The 18,954-nt window shown below is 36.1% G+C and carries 13 protein-coding genes; 6 read left to right on the top strand and 7 right to left on the bottom strand.

The window, feature by feature from the left end; all coding sequences use genetic code 11:
• Positions 1 to 3 precede the first annotated feature (3 nt).
• Positions 4 to 1,077: an AMP-binding protein gene (locus BSU00_RS02255; protein ID WP_105002944.1), complete on the top strand. Its 1,074-nt coding sequence runs from the start codon at positions 4 to 6 to the stop codon at positions 1,075 to 1,077.
• A gap of 4 nt (positions 1,078 to 1,081) precedes the next feature.
• Here the strand turns inward: BSU00_RS02255 and BSU00_RS02260 are convergent, their stop codons facing one another.
• The 5 genes from BSU00_RS02260 to BSU00_RS02280 form a co-directional block, all read right to left on the bottom strand.
• Positions 1,082 to 1,957, bottom strand: a complete 876-nt coding sequence (locus BSU00_RS02260) for an aldose 1-epimerase family protein (RefSeq protein ID WP_146104775.1) — start codon at positions 1,955 to 1,957, stop codon at positions 1,082 to 1,084.
• Between the two features lie 211 nt (positions 1,958 to 2,168).
• Entirely contained in the window at positions 2,169 to 3,566 is a 1,398-nt protein-coding gene (fumC, locus tag BSU00_RS02265) for a class II fumarate hydratase (RefSeq protein ID WP_105002946.1), read from the bottom strand.
• A 374-nt stretch (positions 3,567 to 3,940) separates the two neighbouring features.
• Positions 3,941 to 5,677 (bottom strand): M14 family metallopeptidase, encoded by a 1,737-nt coding sequence (locus BSU00_RS02270; protein ID WP_105002947.1) that lies wholly within the window; start codon positions 5,675 to 5,677, stop codon positions 3,941 to 3,943.
• 3 nt (positions 5,678 to 5,680) lie between these two features.
• Positions 5,681 to 6,133, bottom strand: a complete 453-nt coding sequence (coaD, locus tag BSU00_RS02275) for a pantetheine-phosphate adenylyltransferase (protein ID WP_105002948.1) — start codon at positions 6,131 to 6,133, stop codon at positions 5,681 to 5,683.
• Between the two features lie 39 nt (positions 6,134 to 6,172).
• On the bottom strand, positions 6,173 to 7,150 hold the full coding sequence (locus BSU00_RS02280; RefSeq protein ID WP_105002949.1) for a D-alanine--D-alanine ligase: 978 nt from the start codon (positions 7,148 to 7,150) through the stop codon (positions 6,173 to 6,175).
• Between the two features lie 189 nt (positions 7,151 to 7,339).
• Here BSU00_RS02280 and BSU00_RS02285 point away from each other — a divergent pair, with 189 nt between their 5' ends.
• Together BSU00_RS02285 and BSU00_RS02290 are read left to right on the top strand one after the other, a co-directional pair.
• Positions 7,340 to 7,903, top strand: coding sequence for a PASTA domain-containing protein (locus tag BSU00_RS02285; RefSeq protein WP_105002950.1), 564 nt, complete (start codon positions 7,340 to 7,342; stop codon positions 7,901 to 7,903).
• 22 nt (positions 7,904 to 7,925) lie between these two features.
• Positions 7,926 to 8,978, top strand: coding sequence for an RluA family pseudouridine synthase (locus BSU00_RS02290; protein WP_105002951.1), 1,053 nt, complete (start codon positions 7,926 to 7,928; stop codon positions 8,976 to 8,978).
• Between the two features lie 243 nt (positions 8,979 to 9,221).
• Here BSU00_RS02290 and cmk read toward each other — a convergent pair whose 3' ends face one another.
• Together cmk and porQ are read right to left on the bottom strand one after the other, a co-directional pair.
• Positions 9,222 to 9,911, bottom strand: coding sequence for a (d)CMP kinase (gene cmk / locus BSU00_RS02295; protein WP_105002952.1), 690 nt, complete (start codon positions 9,909 to 9,911; stop codon positions 9,222 to 9,224).
• Positions 9,912 to 10,222: 311 nt separating this feature from the next.
• On the bottom strand, positions 10,223 to 10,996 hold the full coding sequence (gene porQ / locus BSU00_RS02300; protein ID WP_233188552.1) for a type IX secretion system protein PorQ: 774 nt from the start codon (positions 10,994 to 10,996) through the stop codon (positions 10,223 to 10,225).
• 178 nt (positions 10,997 to 11,174) lie between these two features.
• Between porQ and BSU00_RS02305 the strand changes: the two genes are divergently transcribed.
• From BSU00_RS02305 to BSU00_RS02315, 3 genes are read left to right on the top strand one after another with little or no spacing between them, the layout of a single operon-like run.
• Positions 11,175 to 13,382 (top strand): gliding motility-associated C-terminal domain-containing protein, encoded by a 2,208-nt coding sequence (locus BSU00_RS02305; RefSeq protein ID WP_105002953.1) that lies wholly within the window; start codon positions 11,175 to 11,177, stop codon positions 13,380 to 13,382.
• 6 nt (positions 13,383 to 13,388) lie between these two features.
• Positions 13,389 to 15,233, top strand: coding sequence for a PorP/SprF family type IX secretion system membrane protein (locus BSU00_RS02310; protein WP_105002954.1), 1,845 nt, complete (start codon positions 13,389 to 13,391; stop codon positions 15,231 to 15,233).
• A 42-nt stretch (positions 15,234 to 15,275) separates the two neighbouring features.
• Positions 15,276 to 18,923: a DUF11 domain-containing protein gene (locus BSU00_RS02315; RefSeq protein WP_105002955.1), complete on the top strand. Its 3,648-nt coding sequence runs from the start codon at positions 15,276 to 15,278 to the stop codon at positions 18,921 to 18,923.
• Positions 18,924 to 18,954: the final 31 nt, after the last annotated feature.

Below are 18,954 nucleotides of genomic sequence, written 5' to 3' on the forward strand. Positions count from 1 at the left end.
CCGATGCATCCAGAGTTTAAGCTAAATGGAAATACCTTTTCCTCTACTACAGAGATTTTACGTTATGCGTCAGGTATATCTAGTGGTCTGTTTCGGTTTTTACAAGATTGGTTAGATGAAAAATCCTCTGTAGTTGTTAACACTTCAGGATCTACAGGGACGCCGAAACCGATTTCTATTCCGAAAGAATTTATGGAGAATTCTGCAAAGGCTACCGGTGCTTTTTTTAATCTGAACGAAGGGACATCTGCCCTGTTGTGTTTGACTCCAGAGTACATTGCTGGCAAAATGATGTTGGTAAGAGCCATGGTGCTAGGGTGGCACTTAGACATTGTATCTCCAGTGTCCAATCCGCTAGCAAAGACAAACAAAAGCTATGATTTTTCAGCAATGGTTCCAATGCAGTTGGAGGCTTCTCTTCACGACATATCAAAAATTAAGAAGTTAATAGTTGGCGGTGGTGCAGTTTCTTCCAGCTTACAAGCAAAGTTATCGAATATTCCAACAGAAGTATATGCAACCTACGGAATGACGGAAACAATAACCCATATTGCAGTTAAAAAACTTAATCAGTACAGCGAAGCTAACCACAATGCAGTAGACAAACAGTTGTATCATGTTTTACCGAATATTAGCATACATACTAATGCTAATGCGTGTTTGGTTATAGACGCTCCTAAAATTTCGAATACACAGATTGTAACCAATGATGTGGTTCGTCTTTTTTCTAACACTACTTTTATTTGGATCGGTCGAGCAGATAATGTTATTAATTCAGGTGGCGTAAAGCTCCATCCGGAACGAATTGAGGAGAAATTACGTACGGTAATTACGGGAAGGTTTTTTGTCTCGGGAATTTCGGATAAAATTTTAGGCGAAAAATTAATTGTAGTCATAGAGGATCCCGAAAATTGCAATGACAAAGATGCACTGTATCGCAATATTAGTGCGCTATCTACGCTTTCAAAATACGAGGTGCCAAAGGAGGTATTTTTTCTTCCTCGATTTGTAGAAACACCAACAAAAAAAATTCAACGGCAACAATCTTTAGCACTTCTTTTTAATACAGATGCATAAGAAATTAAAATACTTCTAACGTGTAGTGATTTTCATACGATTGCTCTGGTTCTAATGGTATAATTCCCGTTTTCTCTGAAAGTATCTGATTGCTTGTATCTGCGTCATTGATTCCCATCCATGGTTCAAAGCAAATAAAGGGGGCTCCTGTACTTTGCGTCCAAAATGCTAGATACTGCCATTTAGGAAGGTGCATATGAATACCGTTTTTATGTTTTTTGGAATGTAAAGAAACCTTTTTAGATTCGATGTTTTCGAAGATTAAAGCATCGTTTTCAAATAGTTTGTGCGATAATGGAAGTTTTTTGTTTATGCGTACATTTTTACTTTTACCATTCCTAAATCCAGTGGTTTTATTCAGGAATAGCTGTGAGGCATTTTCTGCGGTATCAAATGCAATATAGTAATCCTCAAAGGCATCCTCGGGCTTCATCGTACATGAAAATGCAGGATGCGCACCTAGAGAAAAATACATCCTTTTCGTGTCGTTATTTACGACTTTAAAATGAACCATTACGCTGTTTTGTCTTAAGCTGTAGGTTACTTCTAGATTAAATTTAAAAGGATAGATTGCTAGGGTTTTTTCCGAATAATTAAAAGCAAGAGTTACACTTTCTTTAGTTTGCCTAAGCACAGTAAAAACTGCATCTCTTGCAAAGCCGTGTTTAGGCAAGGTGTATTTGGTATCGTTTTCGATAAATTGATCCTCTTTTAGGCGACCAACTATCGGAAATAGAATTGGAGATTGTCGTTGCCAAAAGGGCTCTTTTGGACTCCATAGATAATCAATATTTGTTTTTTTAGCATATAATTTATTCAATTCTGCCCCTTTCTTATTGATTGATATTTCAAGGGTTTCATTTTCAAGAGTAATTTTCATGCAATATGCTTTTTTAAATTTTGAATCTTTCCGTTCTACTACAATTTTTTGGTACTCTCTATGCTGCAACTATCTTTCATTGGAGTGTATTTCTACTGGCAAAAGTATCTTTAACGGTGTTTTCTTTTGTATTACGTTTTGTACCAATATTGTTAAGGATACAAAAAGCTGCAAAATTATTGCAGCTTTTTATCGATTGGATAGTTTAAATTTATTTTAAACTTCCCGTCATTTCTTCTGGTTTTACCCATGAATCGTATTCTTCTTCTGTTACGTATCCAAGAGAAACAGCTTCTTCTTTTAGGGTGGTGCCATTCGCATGTGCTGTATTTGCTATCTCAGCTGCTTTGTAATAACCTATTTTAGTATTTAAGGCAGTTACAAGCATTAATGAGTTGTTTACGAGTTCTTTAATTCTTGTGTGGTTAGGTTCAATCCCAGCAGCACAATTTACATCGAAAGACACACATGCGTCTCCAATTAGTTGCGCAGATGCTAAAACATTGGCAGCCATCATCGGTTTAAACACATTTAACTCGTAGTGTCCTTGTGTTCCTCCAACCGTTACAGCTACATCATTCCCCATTACCTGAGCACATACCATCGTGATAGCCTCTGCTTGTGTTGGATTAACTTTTCCTGGCATGATAGAAGAACCAGGTTCGTTGGCAGGAATGATAATTTCTCCAATACCTGATCTTGGCCCCGAAGCCATTAATCGAATATCATTGGCGATTTTGTTCAAAGAAACCGCTAATTGCTTCAAAGCGCCGTGCGTTTCTACTAAAGCATCATGGGCAGCCAAGGCTTCAAATTTATTTTCTGCTGTTACAAAAGGTAACTTGGTGAATTCTGCAATGTATTTAGCAACGAGAACATCATATCCTTGTGGTGTGTTTAACCCAGTCCCAACAGCAGTACCACCAAGGGCTAGTTGTGCTAGGTGCTCTAAAGATCGCTTTAAAGACTTTAATCCAAAGTTTAATTGCGCTACATAACCTGAGAACTCTTGTCCTAGGGTTAATGGAGTAGCATCCATTAAATGGGTACGACCAATTTTAACCACATCGCTAAAAGCTTCTGATTTTGCTTGTAACGTATCTCGCAATTGCTCTATTCCCGGAATAGTTACTTCTACGATTTTTTTATAAGCCGCGATATGCATTCCTGTAGGAAAGGTATCGTTAGACGATTGTGATTTGTTAACATCATCGTTGGGTTGAATTGTTTTGTCGCCCTCTCCAATAGTCTTTCCAGCTATTTCATGTGCTCTGTTAGCAATTACCTCATTGACATTCATATTAGACTGTGTACCCGAACCAGTTTGCCAAATTACAAGGGGAAATTGGTCGTCGTGTTTACCTTCTAAAATTTCATCACAAACTTTTGCAATGAGGTCTCTTTTTTCTTCTGATAAGACTCCTAATTCACAGTTGGTATAAGCAGCAGCTTTCTTTAAATATGCAAATCCGTATACTACCTCTAACGGCATAGAGCCAGCAGGTCCAATTTTAAAATTATTTCGAGAGCGTTCTGTTTGTGCTCCCCAATATTTATCTGCAGGTACTTCCACCTGACCCATAGTGTCTTTCTCAATTCTATATTTCATTTCGAATGATTTATATTGCTAAAAAATATGAAGTTCAAAATTACAAATTCTCGCAGTTTTAGGAGATGATTTTTAGCATATTTTATTGCTCGTATTAAAAATTAGTTTTAATTTTGTCATCGTAACAAATTTTAATAGATACAGATGTTAGATTTTTCACAGTTTTCCGGATTAGTTTTATTTATGTTCATATTTACAGCCGGTTTTTGGTTATTAATATTTTTATTAACATTTGTAGTTCCATACTGGATTGGAGGAACTATTTGGGAAAACTTCAAATTGAAGAAAGAAGCAAAAAAAGTTGCGGAAGGCAAGTAGGTAACTTTATGTAATATATTTAAAAAGCTCGTTATTTTGTAACGAGCTTTTTTTAGTTATTCAAGTTTGTATATCGGGAGTCGTAGGTGCGCCTCTTCGTAATGTGGTGTTTTTTGGTATATAAAGTATAATTGCTGGTAAGGATTTTTTGCAAAGCTACTATCCGTTTTAATTTTTTTATCTAATTCGGCTTTAATTTCAGGGTTGTTTTGTAAAAAATCAAATGCGATATCTTCAAATACATAGGAGGAAAATCCTTCCTTTTGTTGGAGAATTGTGTCGAAGAAATTCCAGTTGAAAAAAGAATCTGTCGCCTCTGCTTCAAGCGTTTCTACCAAGTAGCGTATTCCTTGTTGACGGGTTGGAATGAAAAGATCTCCTTCAGAAAAAGTAAGGTGCTTTTTGTTTTTCCTCACCACGGTGTTATAGTGTAAATAATGTCCTTCGTATGCCTCCTTTTTGGTGTCAAAACTTTCAATATGTTGCTCCACCACTTGCATCATGGTATCCTTTTCTAAAACCCTGTAGGTAATATTATTGTTGTTTAGTCTTTCAATAACTTCATGCCATCCTTGTTTTAAAATATAGGCCTCAGGAACTTGTACTTCTTTGGATACGGTAAAATTATTAAAGTAATTTACCTCTTTTTCATACGGTTTACTTTTATCGTAAAACAATCGTTTTCCATTAGTCACTTTACTATCGATATAGTTTCCTTCATAACCCTTAAAAGTGATACTACTAGGATTTTCGTTATCCACACTGTAATGAATTGGATAGTCTTTTTTATTTTGCCAGAATTCTATGGCATCTTTTCGTTTGCTTTTAATAGTAAGGTTGTTTTCCACAGCAAAATTAACGACAGAGAACAGTAAAGCGTAGGTTTGCTCTACTCTTATTTTATATGGTTTTAGCATATGTGTTTCTACCATTAAGCCCAGGGTGTTAAATAAACTTGTATACCCTGTCGAGTATCTTGGAGAATCAAAAAACTGAGACCATCCTTTTTCTGGTGTACTTCCCCAAACATTAACATAAGGTGTAATTGGAATATCTTGCTTCGCTAAGGAACTTTCCAAATAAGGTCGCATTTCTTTTTCTAAGTAAGTGCCGAGAATTCCTCCTAACTTATTGTGTTGGGTAAACAAATGCGTTATGGCATATTGATAATCGGCACCATTACTTACGTGATTGTCTACAAATATATCTGGGTTAATAAGATGAAATATCTTTGCAAAACTCGCCGAGTTTTTAGTGTCTTGCTTTATAAAATCTCTGTTCAAATCATAATTCCGTGCATTGCCCCGAAAACCGTATTCTTTCGGGCCGTTTTGATTGGCTCTAGAATGTGAATTTCTGAATAAAGCGCCACCAATATTATACACAGGGATTATTGTAATAAGTGCATTTTGATATTGTTTTTTTAAAGTGTCGTTACGAACAATATCTCTTAAAAAAAGCATGGAAGCATCAATTCCATCGGACTCTCCAGGATGGATTCCGTTATTAATTAAAACCTTAATTTTTGTACTATTGGCTAGTTCTTTTTTTGATATTTCACCATCGGTGTTAAACACCACTATATGCAGCGGTTTTCCTGTATCTGTGGTTCCTATTTCAAACATGGAAATTTCTCGATACGCATTAGATAGTGACCGGTAATATTCGATTACCTCTTCATATTTCGGAGTTTCTGTTCCATTTGATGTTTCAAATAAGGTTATAAAATCACTTTTTGTATCCTTACAAGCAATTGCTCCAAGGAGCAGCAGGAATAGGGTAATTTTTCTCATAAATTAAATTCTTACAGCCTTAGGTACTAGACCGGTATAGTCTCCATTATTTCGGATAACATCTCTTACTATAGAGGATGATATATAGCTTTTTCCGGAGGATGTCAGTAAGAAAACTGTTTCAATTTCCGATAATTTTCTGTTGGTATGCGCAATTGCTTTTTCGAATTCAAAATCTGCAGGATTTCGAAGTCCTCGGAGTATAAATTGGGCATTTTGTTCTTTACAAAAATTAACGGTTAAACCACTGTAGGTAACTACCTTTATTTTTGGTTCGTGTGCAAATGTATTTTCTATAAAAGCTTTTCTTTCCTCTAAAGAAAACATATATTTTTTATCTGCATTGATTCCTATGGCAATGATCAATTCATCAAAAAGAGTAACTCCTCTTTCAATTATGTCAAAATGGCCCAATGTGATTGGGTCAAAAGATCCGGGAAATATTGCTTTTTTCATTTTGTTGTGGGTTTAGATCTGGAGATACCAGTATTTGTATTATGTTTTTTGTTGCGTCTGTGTAATAGCATTGTCAAATAAGTCCTCAAGAGAAATGCCATATGTTGCTGCCTGTTGTGGTAAGATACTGGCTTCAGTTAGTCCTGGAACAGTATTAATTTCTAAAAAATGTGGTTCTCCATGCACTATAATAAATTCTGATCGGGAGAATCCTCGCATTTGTAAAACTTCATACACTTTTTTGGCGATAGCGCGAATTTTTTCTTCTTGTGTTTTGGAAAGTCTTGCAGGTGTTATTTCTTCAGATTTCCCTAGATACTTTGCTTCGTAATCAAAAAAATCATTTTCAGAGACAATTTCTGTAATTGGAAGTACTATAATTTCATTTTTATACTCAATAACACCAACAGAAACCTCCATCCCGTCTAAAAAACTTTCTATTAAAATTTCTGAATCTTCTTTATATGCCTTTGCAATAGCAGGTAGTAGCATTTCTTTTGTATGTACCTTGGAGATTCCGAAACTAGACCCAGCATTATTTGGTTTCACAAAACAAGGAAGTCCTATCTTTTGTACAATTGCTTCGACATCGATACTATCTCCACTATTTAGGTAAACTGATTTTGCCGTTGGGATTTTGTAGTGTTTGATAACACTAAGAGTGTCTCTTTTGTTAAAGGTAAGTGCCATTTGATAAAATGGAGCAGAGGTGTGGGGTAAATTTAAAAGCTCTAAATACGCGAGAAAACTGCCGTTCTCTCCTGGATGCCCATGAATGGCATTAAACACACAATCGAAAATTATTTTTTTACCATTTTTAACAAATGAAAAATCATTTTTGTCGATAGGGTAAGTTGTTTCTCCCTCCTGAACATACCATCCTTCCACTACAATATGTACTTTATAAGGGCTGTATTTTTTTCGACTTAGATGTTGGTATACTACTTCGCCACTTCCTAATGAAATAGCAACTTCCGAGGAATATCCCCCCATAACAATAGCTATATTTTTTTTCATGTTATCCAAGTTTCGAACTGTTTTTTTAAAATTAAATGCTAGTTACAAACTTACCAAAAAAAACTCTTTATCCCCTTTGATATTTGGAAGTTTAATAATTCACCGAATAACCAATTTAGTATGGTTAGTTATATACTATTTTTAATGTAAATTTGTTTTTTATTATAAAAATCAGTTATGCATAATTTTATGGAACATATAAAAGGATTCTTTGGCTTTTTAAAAAGTAAATCATTTTTAGTACAAATAGGTATTGCTATTTTATCGCTTTTATTATTTGTATTTTTATTACAATGGTGGTTGGGAATGACCACGAATCACGGGCAAAAAATTCAAGTTCCTAATTTGGACAAACTAGCTTTAGCAGATGTGAAAACTAGGTTAGAAACACTAGATCTACAATTTGTAGTTATCGATAGTGCAAATTACAATCCGGATTACCCTAAAAAATCGGTAATTGAGCAAGATCCTGAGGCTGGAGATTTTGTAAAGGAAAATAGAAAAATTTACCTCACGCTAAATCCATCCAAATACCGAGATGTTGAAATTCCTGATTTAAATGGTAAAACCAAACGATTGGCTACTAGTATTTTACTTTCTTCCGGATTTTTAGTTGGAGATGAGATTACTTATGTGAAAGATAAAGGGAAAGACGTCGTTAGAGGTTTAAAACACAATGGGGAAGATTTACAACCTGGAACAAAACTACCCAAACAATCTACTATAAATTTTATATTAGGCGACGGCAATTAAAAATGTAAAGCCATTCGTAATGATGCAAGAAGACAAGAATAATAATTCGGAAACAGAGAACGATGATTTATACGAACATTATCGCTTTGTTGCAACAGAAGGTCAAGAACCGTTGCGCGTAGATAAATTTTTAATGAATTTCATTGAAAATGCCACTAGAAATAAAATTCAACAAGCTGCTAAAGCCGGAAATGTTTTGGTGAATGAACTTGCTGTAAAGCCAAACTATAAGGTAAAACCTAAAGACGTAGTACGCGTGGTTCTTTCGTATCCTCCACATGAGAATTTGTTAGTAGCGGAAGATATTCCTCTAAACATCGTATTCGAAGATGATGAGGTTATTGTGGTGAACAAGCCGCCCGGTATGGTGGTGCATCCAGGACATGGTAACTATTCCGGTACCTTGGTTAATGGTCTTATTCATCACATTGAAAATTTACCGAATAATAGTAGTGAACGACCTGGTTTGGTGCACAGAATCGATAAGGACACCAGTGGTTTATTAGTGGTAGCCAAGACGGAATATGCGATGGCACATTTATCAAAACAGTTTTTCGATCGCACAACAGAACGGTTATACTATGCCCTAGTTTGGGGTGATATTGCAGATGACGAGGGAACAATCACCGGGAACATAGGACGCAGTTTTACCGATAAATTACAAATGACTGTTTTTCCAGAAGGCGACTATGGAAAACATGCAGTTACACATTTTAAAGTAATAGAGCGTTTCAATTATGTGACCTTGGTGCAGTGTAAACTAGAAACTGGTAGAACGCATCAAATACGAGCTCATTTTAAATACATAGGGCATACGTTATTTAACGATGAGCGCTATGGTGGCGATCGAATTTTAAAAGGCACTACATTTTCTAAGTATAAACAATTTGTGGATAATTGCTTCAAAGTATTACCAAGACAAGCGCTTCATGCAAAAACACTTGGTTTCACACATCCAAAAACAGGTGAGTTTTTGCAATTTAATTCCGAACTTCCACAAGATATATTAAATTGCTTGGAGAAATGGCGAAGGTATGCTGCGAGTTCTACTACGGAAACTTTAGAGGAAGATTAAGCTACTATGCACGATGTAGTAGACCTTCTTTTGGTATTGTCTGATTTTTTTTTCTTTACTATCTCTTTAAAAACTAAAATATTATAATCATCTGTTTTTTAAAGGTTTATGTTTTGTTTAAAATAACAAAGTACTGTTTTCCAAAGGTTTAAAATATTGTTGTAATTCGTGAGAATTGCGTATTTGTTTTATTACGCACCTTTTACTTGAAATAGACGATTCTAAAAAACCTGTTTTTAGTTACTAAGATAATTTATCGTTAACCAAAGATAAGATTTGAGAGAATTGTTCGTCTTTATCTATTTTAGAGTTGTCGATAGCAATTGCGTCTTTTGCTTTTACCAACGGAGAATCGCTTCTCGTAGAGTCTAGATGATCTCTTTCTTTTACATTGTGAAGTACGGCTTCAAAACTCACTTGATCCCCTCTTTCGACTAGTTCTTGAAAACGCCTTTGTGCACGAGTTTCCGCAGATGCAGTCATGAATATTTTTAGCTCAGCATCCGGAAAAACAACAGTACCTATATCACGGCCATCCATAACAATTCCCTTATTCTTTCCCATTTCTTGCTGTTCTGCAACAAGTTTTTTTCTAACAGCAGAAATGGCGGCAATTTTACTTACTAAATTAGAAACTTCAATGGTTCTTATAGCTCTTTCTACATTTTTACCATTCAAATACATTTCTGCAAAGCCTAGGTCTTTGTTAAAGTGAAAACTCAGCGTGATAGTTGGTAATTTTGAGATAAGTTTTTCGGTATGTAAAAATGTTTCGGAAACAAAATTATTCTCCATAGCGTATAAGGTTACTGCTCGATACATAGCTCCTGTATCTACATAAATGTAAGATAATTCTTTTGCCAACTGTTTAGCAATGGTACTTTTTCCTGTGGAAGAAAACCCGTCTATCGCTATGGTAATTTTTTTCGTCATTTGTAAGTAATTAGGGATACAAATATACGTCAGATTTTAGTATCTACTAGGGGTTTTTCCTCGGGATTTTCTGTCTAAATCAATTTGCAAGCTGAAGGTACTTGTGTTTGCAGCGGAATGAAATTTTGAATAGGCATAATTGAATTTTAAACGGTTCATTTTTAAACCAAAACCAAAGGATAAACCACCAAAAGATCGCACATTTTGCAATTGCAGTTCTTTACTGCGTCTAAAATTGTAACCTATTCGTAAATTTACTGGGCTGGTTGGAAATAATTCAGCGCCAACAATTACATGTCTAAAAACATTGTCTAAAAATGTAATATTTTCTTCGGTAACGTTACATCTAAATCTGAGGTTTGGTTCGATGGATTGGGAACTGCTACCTTCCATTTTTGTAAATTATCTAGCGTTAGGTACCAACGCAATGGAACACGTTCTAAGCGATAAGAAACACCTAATGCAACTTCTAATGGTAATTTTTCTTTTGTTGCATCATACGCTACAAGTTGGGTTCCAATATTTCTAGCTACCAATGCTACTATAAAAGGATGGTTGGCACTGTAATAGGTAATTCCTAAATCGATAGCTACTCCTGAGGAAGAAAAAGAGTCAATTGCCGAATAAATTAGTTTTATATTTCCGCCATAATAAAAGTCACTACGTGGAATATTTCTCGCATACCCTATAGAGATTGCAATGTCATTCGCACCAAAAGTACCTTGTTCGTTTCCTTCTTGGTCTGCTCTAATTAAGGTACCGTAATTCACGTATTTAATACTTCCGTGTAAGGTTTCAAAATGTTTGTTAATTTCATAAGCATACGATATGGAACCAATATTAATCCCAGCAAGATAACTTGTGTAGTTTACTGCCAGTTGCTTGTGTAAGCTATTATTTATAACCGAAGGATTCCAGGTTGGCTGATTCACATCATCAATAAAAGTGAGAATTTTTCCACCCAAAGCAACCTGTCTTGCAAAGGTTGAAGTGTTTAAAAAGTTAAACGTACTTTCTCCGCCTACCTGTGCGTTTACTATTTGACTTAGCATTAATAGTACTATGATGTGTTTAACTTTATTCACAATGATTTTTAGTTCTGTCTCTAAAAAAACGCTAATTTAGGATATTATTATACTTCCGTCTTTAAAAAATCTTGTAATTATAATTTTAATTTTCTATTTTTAGCCAGTCAATTTTAACATTAAATTATGTTTTTTTAAAAACAATCGTTAAATTTGACCACCCCTAAATGCCCCTTAAATGAATAGTATGCTAACTAGAAGTATTAGACTATGCATTATAGCCTATACTCTAATCTTCTCGACCACATCTTTGGTTGCTCAGGTTCTCTTGAAGCCCGAGTTAAAGTTTAGCGATGCTTGTAGTTCTAACGGTAATCGTGATTTTCAAATAGGATTTAGATACAATACCAGTACTTTTCAAGACGATAACATCTTCACTTTAGAATTATCAGATGCTAGTGGAAGTTTCGCAAATCCTGTCAATCTAGCCACGGTGGCAAATAAAAATGCTACATTTTCTGAAATTTTAGTCGCATTTCAATTGCCCGATAATACAAACGGAAGCGGCTATAAAATTAGAATAAAGGCAGACAAACCGAGAACCTCTTCGCAGGAAATGTTCAGCCCAGCATCAGATGCTTTTGCAGCATATCTTTTGTTTTCAGAAACCTTGTGGATTAATGATAACAAGGCTAGTGAAACAATATGTGGTTCAGGTTCGGTGAGGCTTACTTTGAATACCGATGAAACCGCTTCTTTTGATTGGTTTAAAGATGGAGATTTTTTTGCTACGACAACAGAACCGTTTATTGAGGTTAGCGAGCAAGGAAAATACCAAGGAAAAATTAATTATTTCGAATGTGGGTATGTAGACTCCAGATTAATTGACGTATACGTCGTAAGTACTACAGACGCTGCAATACAAGGAGGAAATGAGGTGGAAATCTGCTCCGATGAGACCTATACTTTTGAAGCTTCTATTTCGGATACCTCGTACACCTATAATTGGTATTTGGATGATCAATTAGTCGCTTCGTCGAATTCCTCAACCTATACTACACCAAATACCGGGCAGTTCGGTATCTATTACCTTATACTTGAAAAAGATGGGTGTGAAGCAAAGTCACAGGATGTAGAATTAAAACAAAAAACAGATTCTGCAATTGAAGAGATTACCGGAGATTTTGGAACCTTTTTATTGCTTCCTGGAGAAAACAAAAAGCTAGAGATTTCAATTGCACCATCTTCAGTTTCTACCGATATCATTTGGTTGAAAAATGACGTGGTATTGCAGGGAGTTTCGGGCTTGTCTATGACCCCTAATGGTCCCGGAATTTATAAAGCTAGAGTTACCGAAACAGGTACGTCTTGTCCTTTTACCCAAGATTCCGATGTTTTTGAGCTCGTAGACCTGCAGTCTTTAAGCCCTAGCATTCGAACTGCTTCCGATTATGTTGCTTGTGGTATCGATCAAACAAGGTTGTTAATGGTAGGCATTACCGCTACTGGAACGGATGGTAACACCTATGAATTATCCGATACACAAGTAAACGATTACGTGCAATACCAATGGTACAAGGGCGGAAACATTATTAATGGAGCCACCCAAATGGAGTTTGCTATTGCTTCCTACCAAGAGAATGATAGCTATACTTTGGAAGTTAGTTCTGGTACTTTTTCAGGTGTTTCTGATGCAATCGATATTCAAGTCACTATTGAAAGTCCGGAGATACTCTCAAGTTCTACTTCCAATGCTTTATGTACGGATGGAACTATTGTTTATACTATAGAAGAGGTAGTTGCAGATTTTACGTATACCTGGTTTAAAGACGGAGAGGAAATCGAAACAGATACGCCAGAGACCCTAGAAGTAATAGAAGAGGGCGTTTATTTTTTGCAAATTTCAGGGTTTGGCTGTGTAACCGATCTAGAAAGTATTACTGTAGTACCTTTCGACGATTCTGCAGTAGAAGTCACTCCCTCTGAAGTGGTGGTAGTTCTGCCAGGACAAAATGTTACTGTAACAGCCAGTGGAGCGAATACCTATGAATGGTATGAAGACAGTTCAGGAAGCTTACTTTCTACCAATGAAACCTTAGACATTAATACAGTAGGTACGTATACATTAATAGCTACTGTAGATGATTGTGAAGTTATTAAAACAATAGAGGCAGTAGAACAAGACGATCAAATAATCGTACCAAACATCGTATCTCCATACTTACAAGATGGCATCAATGACACTTGGACTTTATCGAATAAATATGCTTTTCAACCATCGGTAACCATTGCCATATACGATGCTAATGGGGTAGAGGTTCTGCGAACTAACGAATATAAAAACGATTGGCCCAATAAAGATTTAAGGAACCAACAAGTTTTTTACTATAAAATTATACGGGATGACATGCTAATAAAAGCAGGAAGTATTTCTGTGCTAGATTGATAAACTATGATTAAAAAAAGAGTTGTATATATTTTATTATTTATTTCTGTCGTTGCTCAGGGGCAAGTATCGAGCAATGCAGATGTTTATAATAGTTTCACATCTCGAAACTTTATGAAATTTAATAGGTTCCTTACTGTTCCTACCTTTTCTGCGCTGCGAGAGAACAGTAGTTCTATGAGTGCGATTGTAAGGAATAGTTTTGTAGAGTTTGAAGATGCACCAAGGCTATATTTATTCAGTTATTCGGGGAAAATGCGTGAAAACGTAGGTGCCGGATTAGCGATATACCAGCAAGAAGTTGGCGTGTTTAAAGACTTTGGTGCTGTAGCAAATTATGCACAAAGAATAGCATTAAACCAAGATTTTGATCTGACTTTTGGTTTTAATGTGGTATATAGTAGAAGGAGCGCAGACGGATTAAAAGTGAATTCTGTAGTTCCAGATCCTGCGATTAGTAATTTTCAAGACATTCCTGTGGTAAACTTTCAGCCGGCATTAACGGTATCCTACGGAAATTTTGATTTTGGTGTATTTTTTGAAAACCTATTAGATTTTAATCTAAAGGAAAACGAATTACTAACCTCTTTTTCAGAAAAAACTTTTTCAGGGCATGCTATGTATTCGTATGAGTTTACCTATGCTAATGGTATTTTCGAAGGTGCTGATTTGCGTATTCTTGCTTTGGCTAGAAAACCAGGAAGCGGAAGTTTTGGTTTTGGAGGGAATGCCATAATCGATCTTCCCAAAGCAGGTTGGTTAAAGGCAGGCTACGATAAGGAGTACGGTATGTCTGCAGGAGTCGGGGTGAATTTGTCAGATCGTTTGTCTATTGGTTTTACCTATGAGAAAAATGATTTTGCATCTACTAACGAGGTTGGAATCATCTATAATTTCGGGATGAAATCCTTTACAAGAAAACGTCCTACGCGACGTGTTGGTAATGTAAGTGTGACACTTCCTGAACGCAAAACAAACAAAGAGTATAAAAATCCGGATCACAACAATTTATCTATTGAAATTCAAGAAGCTTATGATTCTATAGGAATTTTAAACGATAAGGTAGACGAGATATTACGCATACTTAAAAATAGACCTGCTCCAAAAAGCACTACCAATACTAACGTTGGTGTAGTGCCGATACTTCCTGCTGATGGAGCTGAGGAAAAAGATACCAGTTTACGAAGAAGAGCCGCTACACCATGGAGAAATCCAACCATTAGACGCTCTGGTGGTGGCGGAACCATGTATTATGTGGTAGAAGACCAATTCAAGAGCAAAGAAAATGTAGAGTCGTTTATTGCTGAAAAACAATGGAAGTACGATCGTGAGGAAATCGAAGCCAAGTATATCTATGATCCTACGACAGAACTCTACTACCTGTATTTTGATAGATTCGTAAAAGAGGAAGATGCTGAGGAGATGAAAGAAGAGTTTAAGGAAAAGAAAATGTTTGAAGGCGATGACGATGATCCATTAGGCTTAACCGATAAAAAAACCATCAAAGAAGCGGTATATGTGGTTAAAATTACACTTGGTGGAGATGGAGATTCGTATGAAGAACCCAAACCACAACCCCCTGCGAGAATTGCCAACCTAAATACCAATGGTGAAATTGAAGCTGGATATTACTTGCAAATCGGAGCTTTTGGTAGTAAAGCCAATGCCGATCGTTTTGTAGACGAATTGCGAAATGACGATATTGATGCCAATTATTTTATAAACCCCGGAACTGGTTTACGACATGTATACATATTCAAAACGAAGAATAGAGAAGAGGCTCTTGCAGCATATAATAGTAACTTGAATGGATCGTATTACGATCGTAAATCCATTGTAAACGTTAAATAAAAAAGATACAGAGCACTAGAAAATATTAATTCCCCTTTCCCCATGAAAAAACTCTTACTAACCCTAATTGTCATTTTTTCTGTTGTTATCATTCATGCACAGGAACAGAAAATTGTATCTGAAAGTACAAGACCTTTATCTGCTGCAGTCAAGAGAGCAGACGTACCTTTTCAAAATAGATTTAATACTGTTACAAGAGGTGAAATGACCTTTGTAGGAAACAATATTTTGAATAGAGCAGATTTTAACGATCCGTATGATGGAAATGAAGCAAATAGTAACTTTACCTTGGGGTATATTGACGTAGATTCCGATGCATCAACTTTTTCGTCCTCGATGTCTACACTTACTTTACCCAGTTGTTCAAAAATAGTATACGCCGGTTTGTATTGGACTGGTATTTATCCCTTTGAAAATTGGGCAGATGAAGCTGCAGGTGTTGATACTACAGATCCTGACTGGAACCGTATGAAGTTTAAGGTGCCTGGAGGAAATTATATAGACATCGTTGCCGATAATTCTGATGTTAATGCAGGGGATGTCATTTATAGAGATGGAGATCCTGATGAGAGGCCTTATGTTTGTTATAAAGATGTAACCGATTTAGTTTCGGGATTAAGTAACCCTGAGGGAGATTACTATGGCGCGAATATAAAAGCAACTTTAGGACAAGATACTTTTGATGGTAGATTGGGTTCCTCTGCGGGATGGGCTTTAGTAATAATTTATGAAAATGAGACATCCTCTAGCAAGAAGTTTTATATCTATGACGGATTTTCTACCATTAGAAAAGCAGATGGTAGTTCTGTAGATGTAAATGTTTCTGGTTTCCAAACCGTTCCTACAGGGCCTGTTCGAGCAAAGTTATTGGTTGCGGCCTTAGAGGGTGATCGTCAAATTGTAGGGGATGCTTTTCGAATTAAAGATGTAAATGATAATTTTGTTGATATAACTTCTGGAGATAACAATACCTCAAATAATTTTTTTAATAGTTCCATTACCCGCGATAATAATTTTGTAAATACCAGAACCCCAAATAGTATAAATACTTTAGGTTTTGATCTTGATTTGTTCGACTTAAATAATACAGGTAATAGTATTTTAGGGAATAATGATACCGAAACAACGTTGAATTTTACAACCGACGGAGATTCTTATTATCCATTTCTTCTTGGTATGGCGGTAGAAGTAATTGAACCAAATATTCAATTAGTGAAAACTATAGAGGATGCCGCAGGGAATGATATTTCTGGTCAAGCTGTGGCACTTGGAGGAGAATTGTATTATAATATTAGCTTTCAAAATGTAGGAACAGATAATGCTTTAAATACTGAACTAATTGACATATTACCAAAAAATGTCGATTTAATTGAAACGGACATAACTTTTCCGTCTGGTATATCTGCCTCCGATTATACGTATGAACAACCTGTTTTAGCCAATGGTTTTCGCGGTAAATTAACCATTGATATTCCAGATAATTTGGTGCAGGAAAATGGTGCTAAATACGATATACGTTTTAAAGTAAAAGTAGTTGCGACATGCAACGATTTGCGTGACGTCTGTTCGAACGTTATCCAAAATCAGGCCTTTGCGAATTACGATAGTGACAAAGGTGGCTTGCCTAGAGTTGAAAATGCACCTAGTTTTGCAGGAATTGATGCTTGTAATTTTGGTATTGTAGGTACCTCAAATTTCCTTGCAGATACAAGCGGTTGTTCTTTTGAGCGTGATGTAGTACTCTGTGGTACGGAAATTGTGTTAACGGCAGGAAGTGGTTTTGCTACCTATGAATGGACGGATAGCAGTGGAAACGTTATTGGAAACGAACAAACAGTAACAGTAACTCAAGCTGGAACCTATACTGTAAATAAAGTTGCACCTGTTGGATGTATCGATGGATCAGAAACAGTGAATGTTATCACTTTTAATAACGAGCCAAACCCCTTACTTCCCTTTGCAGATATTATGCTAACATGTCCGGATGATGGTTCTGATTTGGCAGAAATTTATTTATGTGGTACTGGAAGTTCAAGAACGATTAACTTACCTTTTGATGCCGCTACAGGAACCACGGTAACTTGGCAAAAGTTAGATGAAACTTCTTGCCCAGATACCGCAAGTACTGTTTGTGGTAATTTTAATACCGCTTGTACTTGGGATACCATAGGAACTAATTTTACACAAGATATTTCTGAAGAAGGCGAATACCGATTGGAGGTTTTATACGATGGTAGATGTCCTAAGACCTATTACTTTAATGTATTTTCTTCTACCTTAAACCCTGATATTACAGTAACAGACATACTTTGTGGGGCGAATGGAGAAATCGTAATTAATGGGATACCAAATAATTACCAGTTTAAAGTGGTAGGACCAAATGGTTATGAAGAAGGATACCAAGATGCCAATACGTTTGTAGTTACCGAGCCAGGAGATTACAATTTAAGTATCCGACTAAACGACGCTACTGCCGCTTCTTGTGAATTTACATTCGATCCTATAAACATACAAAGAAGAGATATCGCATTAGATTTATTACCCACAGATATTAATTGTCCTGGGGATATTGGAGAGGTTCGCGCACAAGTAACTAACGTACCAGGCTTATATACCTATACCTTAATTAAGGATGGCGCAACCATTGCCACTGAAGGTCCAACCGATGTTAACGATTTTACTTTCGACGTTAGTACTGGTGGTGAATATTCTGTTCAAGTAGATACCGATGCCTGTTCGATCACAGAAACAGTGATCGTTAACCAAGTGGACGATTTGGTTTTATCTGCTACCAAAACTAAAGATATTACTTGTACCGATGGCACATCGAACGGTATAATTACTTTAAATGCAACTGGAGGAACTTTAGTAGCCAATGCTAATTATTCGTATGCGATTTGGTCGTATAATGGAATCGATAGGTATGCCTCAGTGGATGCTATTCCTGCTGCAGATTTTCAAACTTCGAATACTTTCGATATTGCGAATGCAGAGGAAGGTACCTATGTATTCATAGTACTCGATAGTAATAATTGTTCTGCATTCTCGAATCCTGTTGAGATTGTTGTTGAGCCACCTCTTGAATTTAGAAGAAGTAGACAAAATATTTTATGTACTGGTGATGAAAACGGACAAATTACAGTCTCGGTTAAAGCAAGTTCAAATCCGGGCTATTTAGTTGAATATAGTATAAACGGTGGAGTAGATTATTTTACCTCAGGTACGTTTACCAATTTAGCGGTAGGGGATTATACAATTGACATTCGCGCCTCTAAAGATTCGTACCAATGTTTCTATCAAGAAACTTTTAAAATTAAAGATAAAACCGATATAGCTGCCACTGCTGCCATAACCCAAGAGTATACTTGTGCGCAAAATGCCACAATTACCTTTACCCAAGCTACTGGCGGAACTGCTCCTTTTACCTACGGTATTAATGGAACGTATTCTTCTAGTTTGGTTAAAGATAATTTACAAGACGGTACTTACCAATTATCGGTAAAAGATGCCAACGGTTGTGAGATTATCATAGACGAAATAATTATAGATCCACTGCCAAACCAACCAACTTTAGATGCTCCGATAACCTATAATTGTGATGGTACAGGAAATGTAACGGTTAGCCCAGCTGGCTTATCTATAGTATTGATAATGGTGCTTTTGATTCTTCCAATGTCTTTACTGGTTTAAGTACAGGAAACCACGTAATTACTGTAGCCTA

This window comes from Tenacibaculum sp. SG-28, assembly GCF_002954385.1.
Classification (GTDB): domain Bacteria; phylum Bacteroidota; class Bacteroidia; order Flavobacteriales; family Flavobacteriaceae; genus Polaribacter.

What these genes read in the sequence shown, in the direction of transcription:
- fumC (WP_105002946.1), bottom strand. Translation starts at nt 3,566, where the DNA reads ATGAAATATAGAATTGAGAAAGACACTATGGGTCAGGTGGAAGTACCT.
- BSU00_RS02315 (WP_105002955.1), top strand. Translation starts at nt 15,276, where the DNA reads ATGAAAAAACTCTTACTAACCCTAATTGTCATTTTTTCTGTTGTTATC.
- cmk (WP_105002952.1), bottom strand. Translation starts at nt 9,911, where the DNA reads ATGACGAAAAAAATTACCATAGCGATAGACGGGTTTTCTTCCACAGGA.
- BSU00_RS02270 (WP_105002947.1), bottom strand. Translation starts at nt 5,677, where the DNA reads ATGAGAAAAATTACCCTATTCCTGCTGCTCCTTGGAGCAATTGCTTGT.
- BSU00_RS02255 (WP_105002944.1), top strand. Translation starts at nt 4, where the DNA reads ATGCATCCAGAGTTTAAGCTAAATGGAAATACCTTTTCCTCTACTACA.
- BSU00_RS02285 (WP_105002950.1), top strand. Translation starts at nt 7,340, where the DNA reads ATGGAACATATAAAAGGATTCTTTGGCTTTTTAAAAAGTAAATCATTT.
- BSU00_RS02305 (WP_105002953.1), top strand. Translation starts at nt 11,175, where the DNA reads ATGAATAGTATGCTAACTAGAAGTATTAGACTATGCATTATAGCCTAT.
- BSU00_RS02290 (WP_105002951.1), top strand. Translation starts at nt 7,926, where the DNA reads ATGCAAGAAGACAAGAATAATAATTCGGAAACAGAGAACGATGATTTA.
- BSU00_RS02280 (WP_105002949.1), bottom strand. Translation starts at nt 7,150, where the DNA reads ATGAAAAAAAATATAGCTATTGTTATGGGGGGATATTCCTCGGAAGTT.
- BSU00_RS02310 (WP_105002954.1), top strand. Translation starts at nt 13,389, where the DNA reads ATGATTAAAAAAAGAGTTGTATATATTTTATTATTTATTTCTGTCGTT.
- BSU00_RS02260 (WP_146104775.1), bottom strand. Translation starts at nt 1,957, where the DNA reads ATGAAAATTACTCTTGAAAATGAAACCCTTGAAATATCAATCAATAAG.
- coaD (WP_105002948.1), bottom strand. Translation starts at nt 6,133, where the DNA reads ATGAAAAAAGCAATATTTCCCGGATCTTTTGACCCAATCACATTGGGC.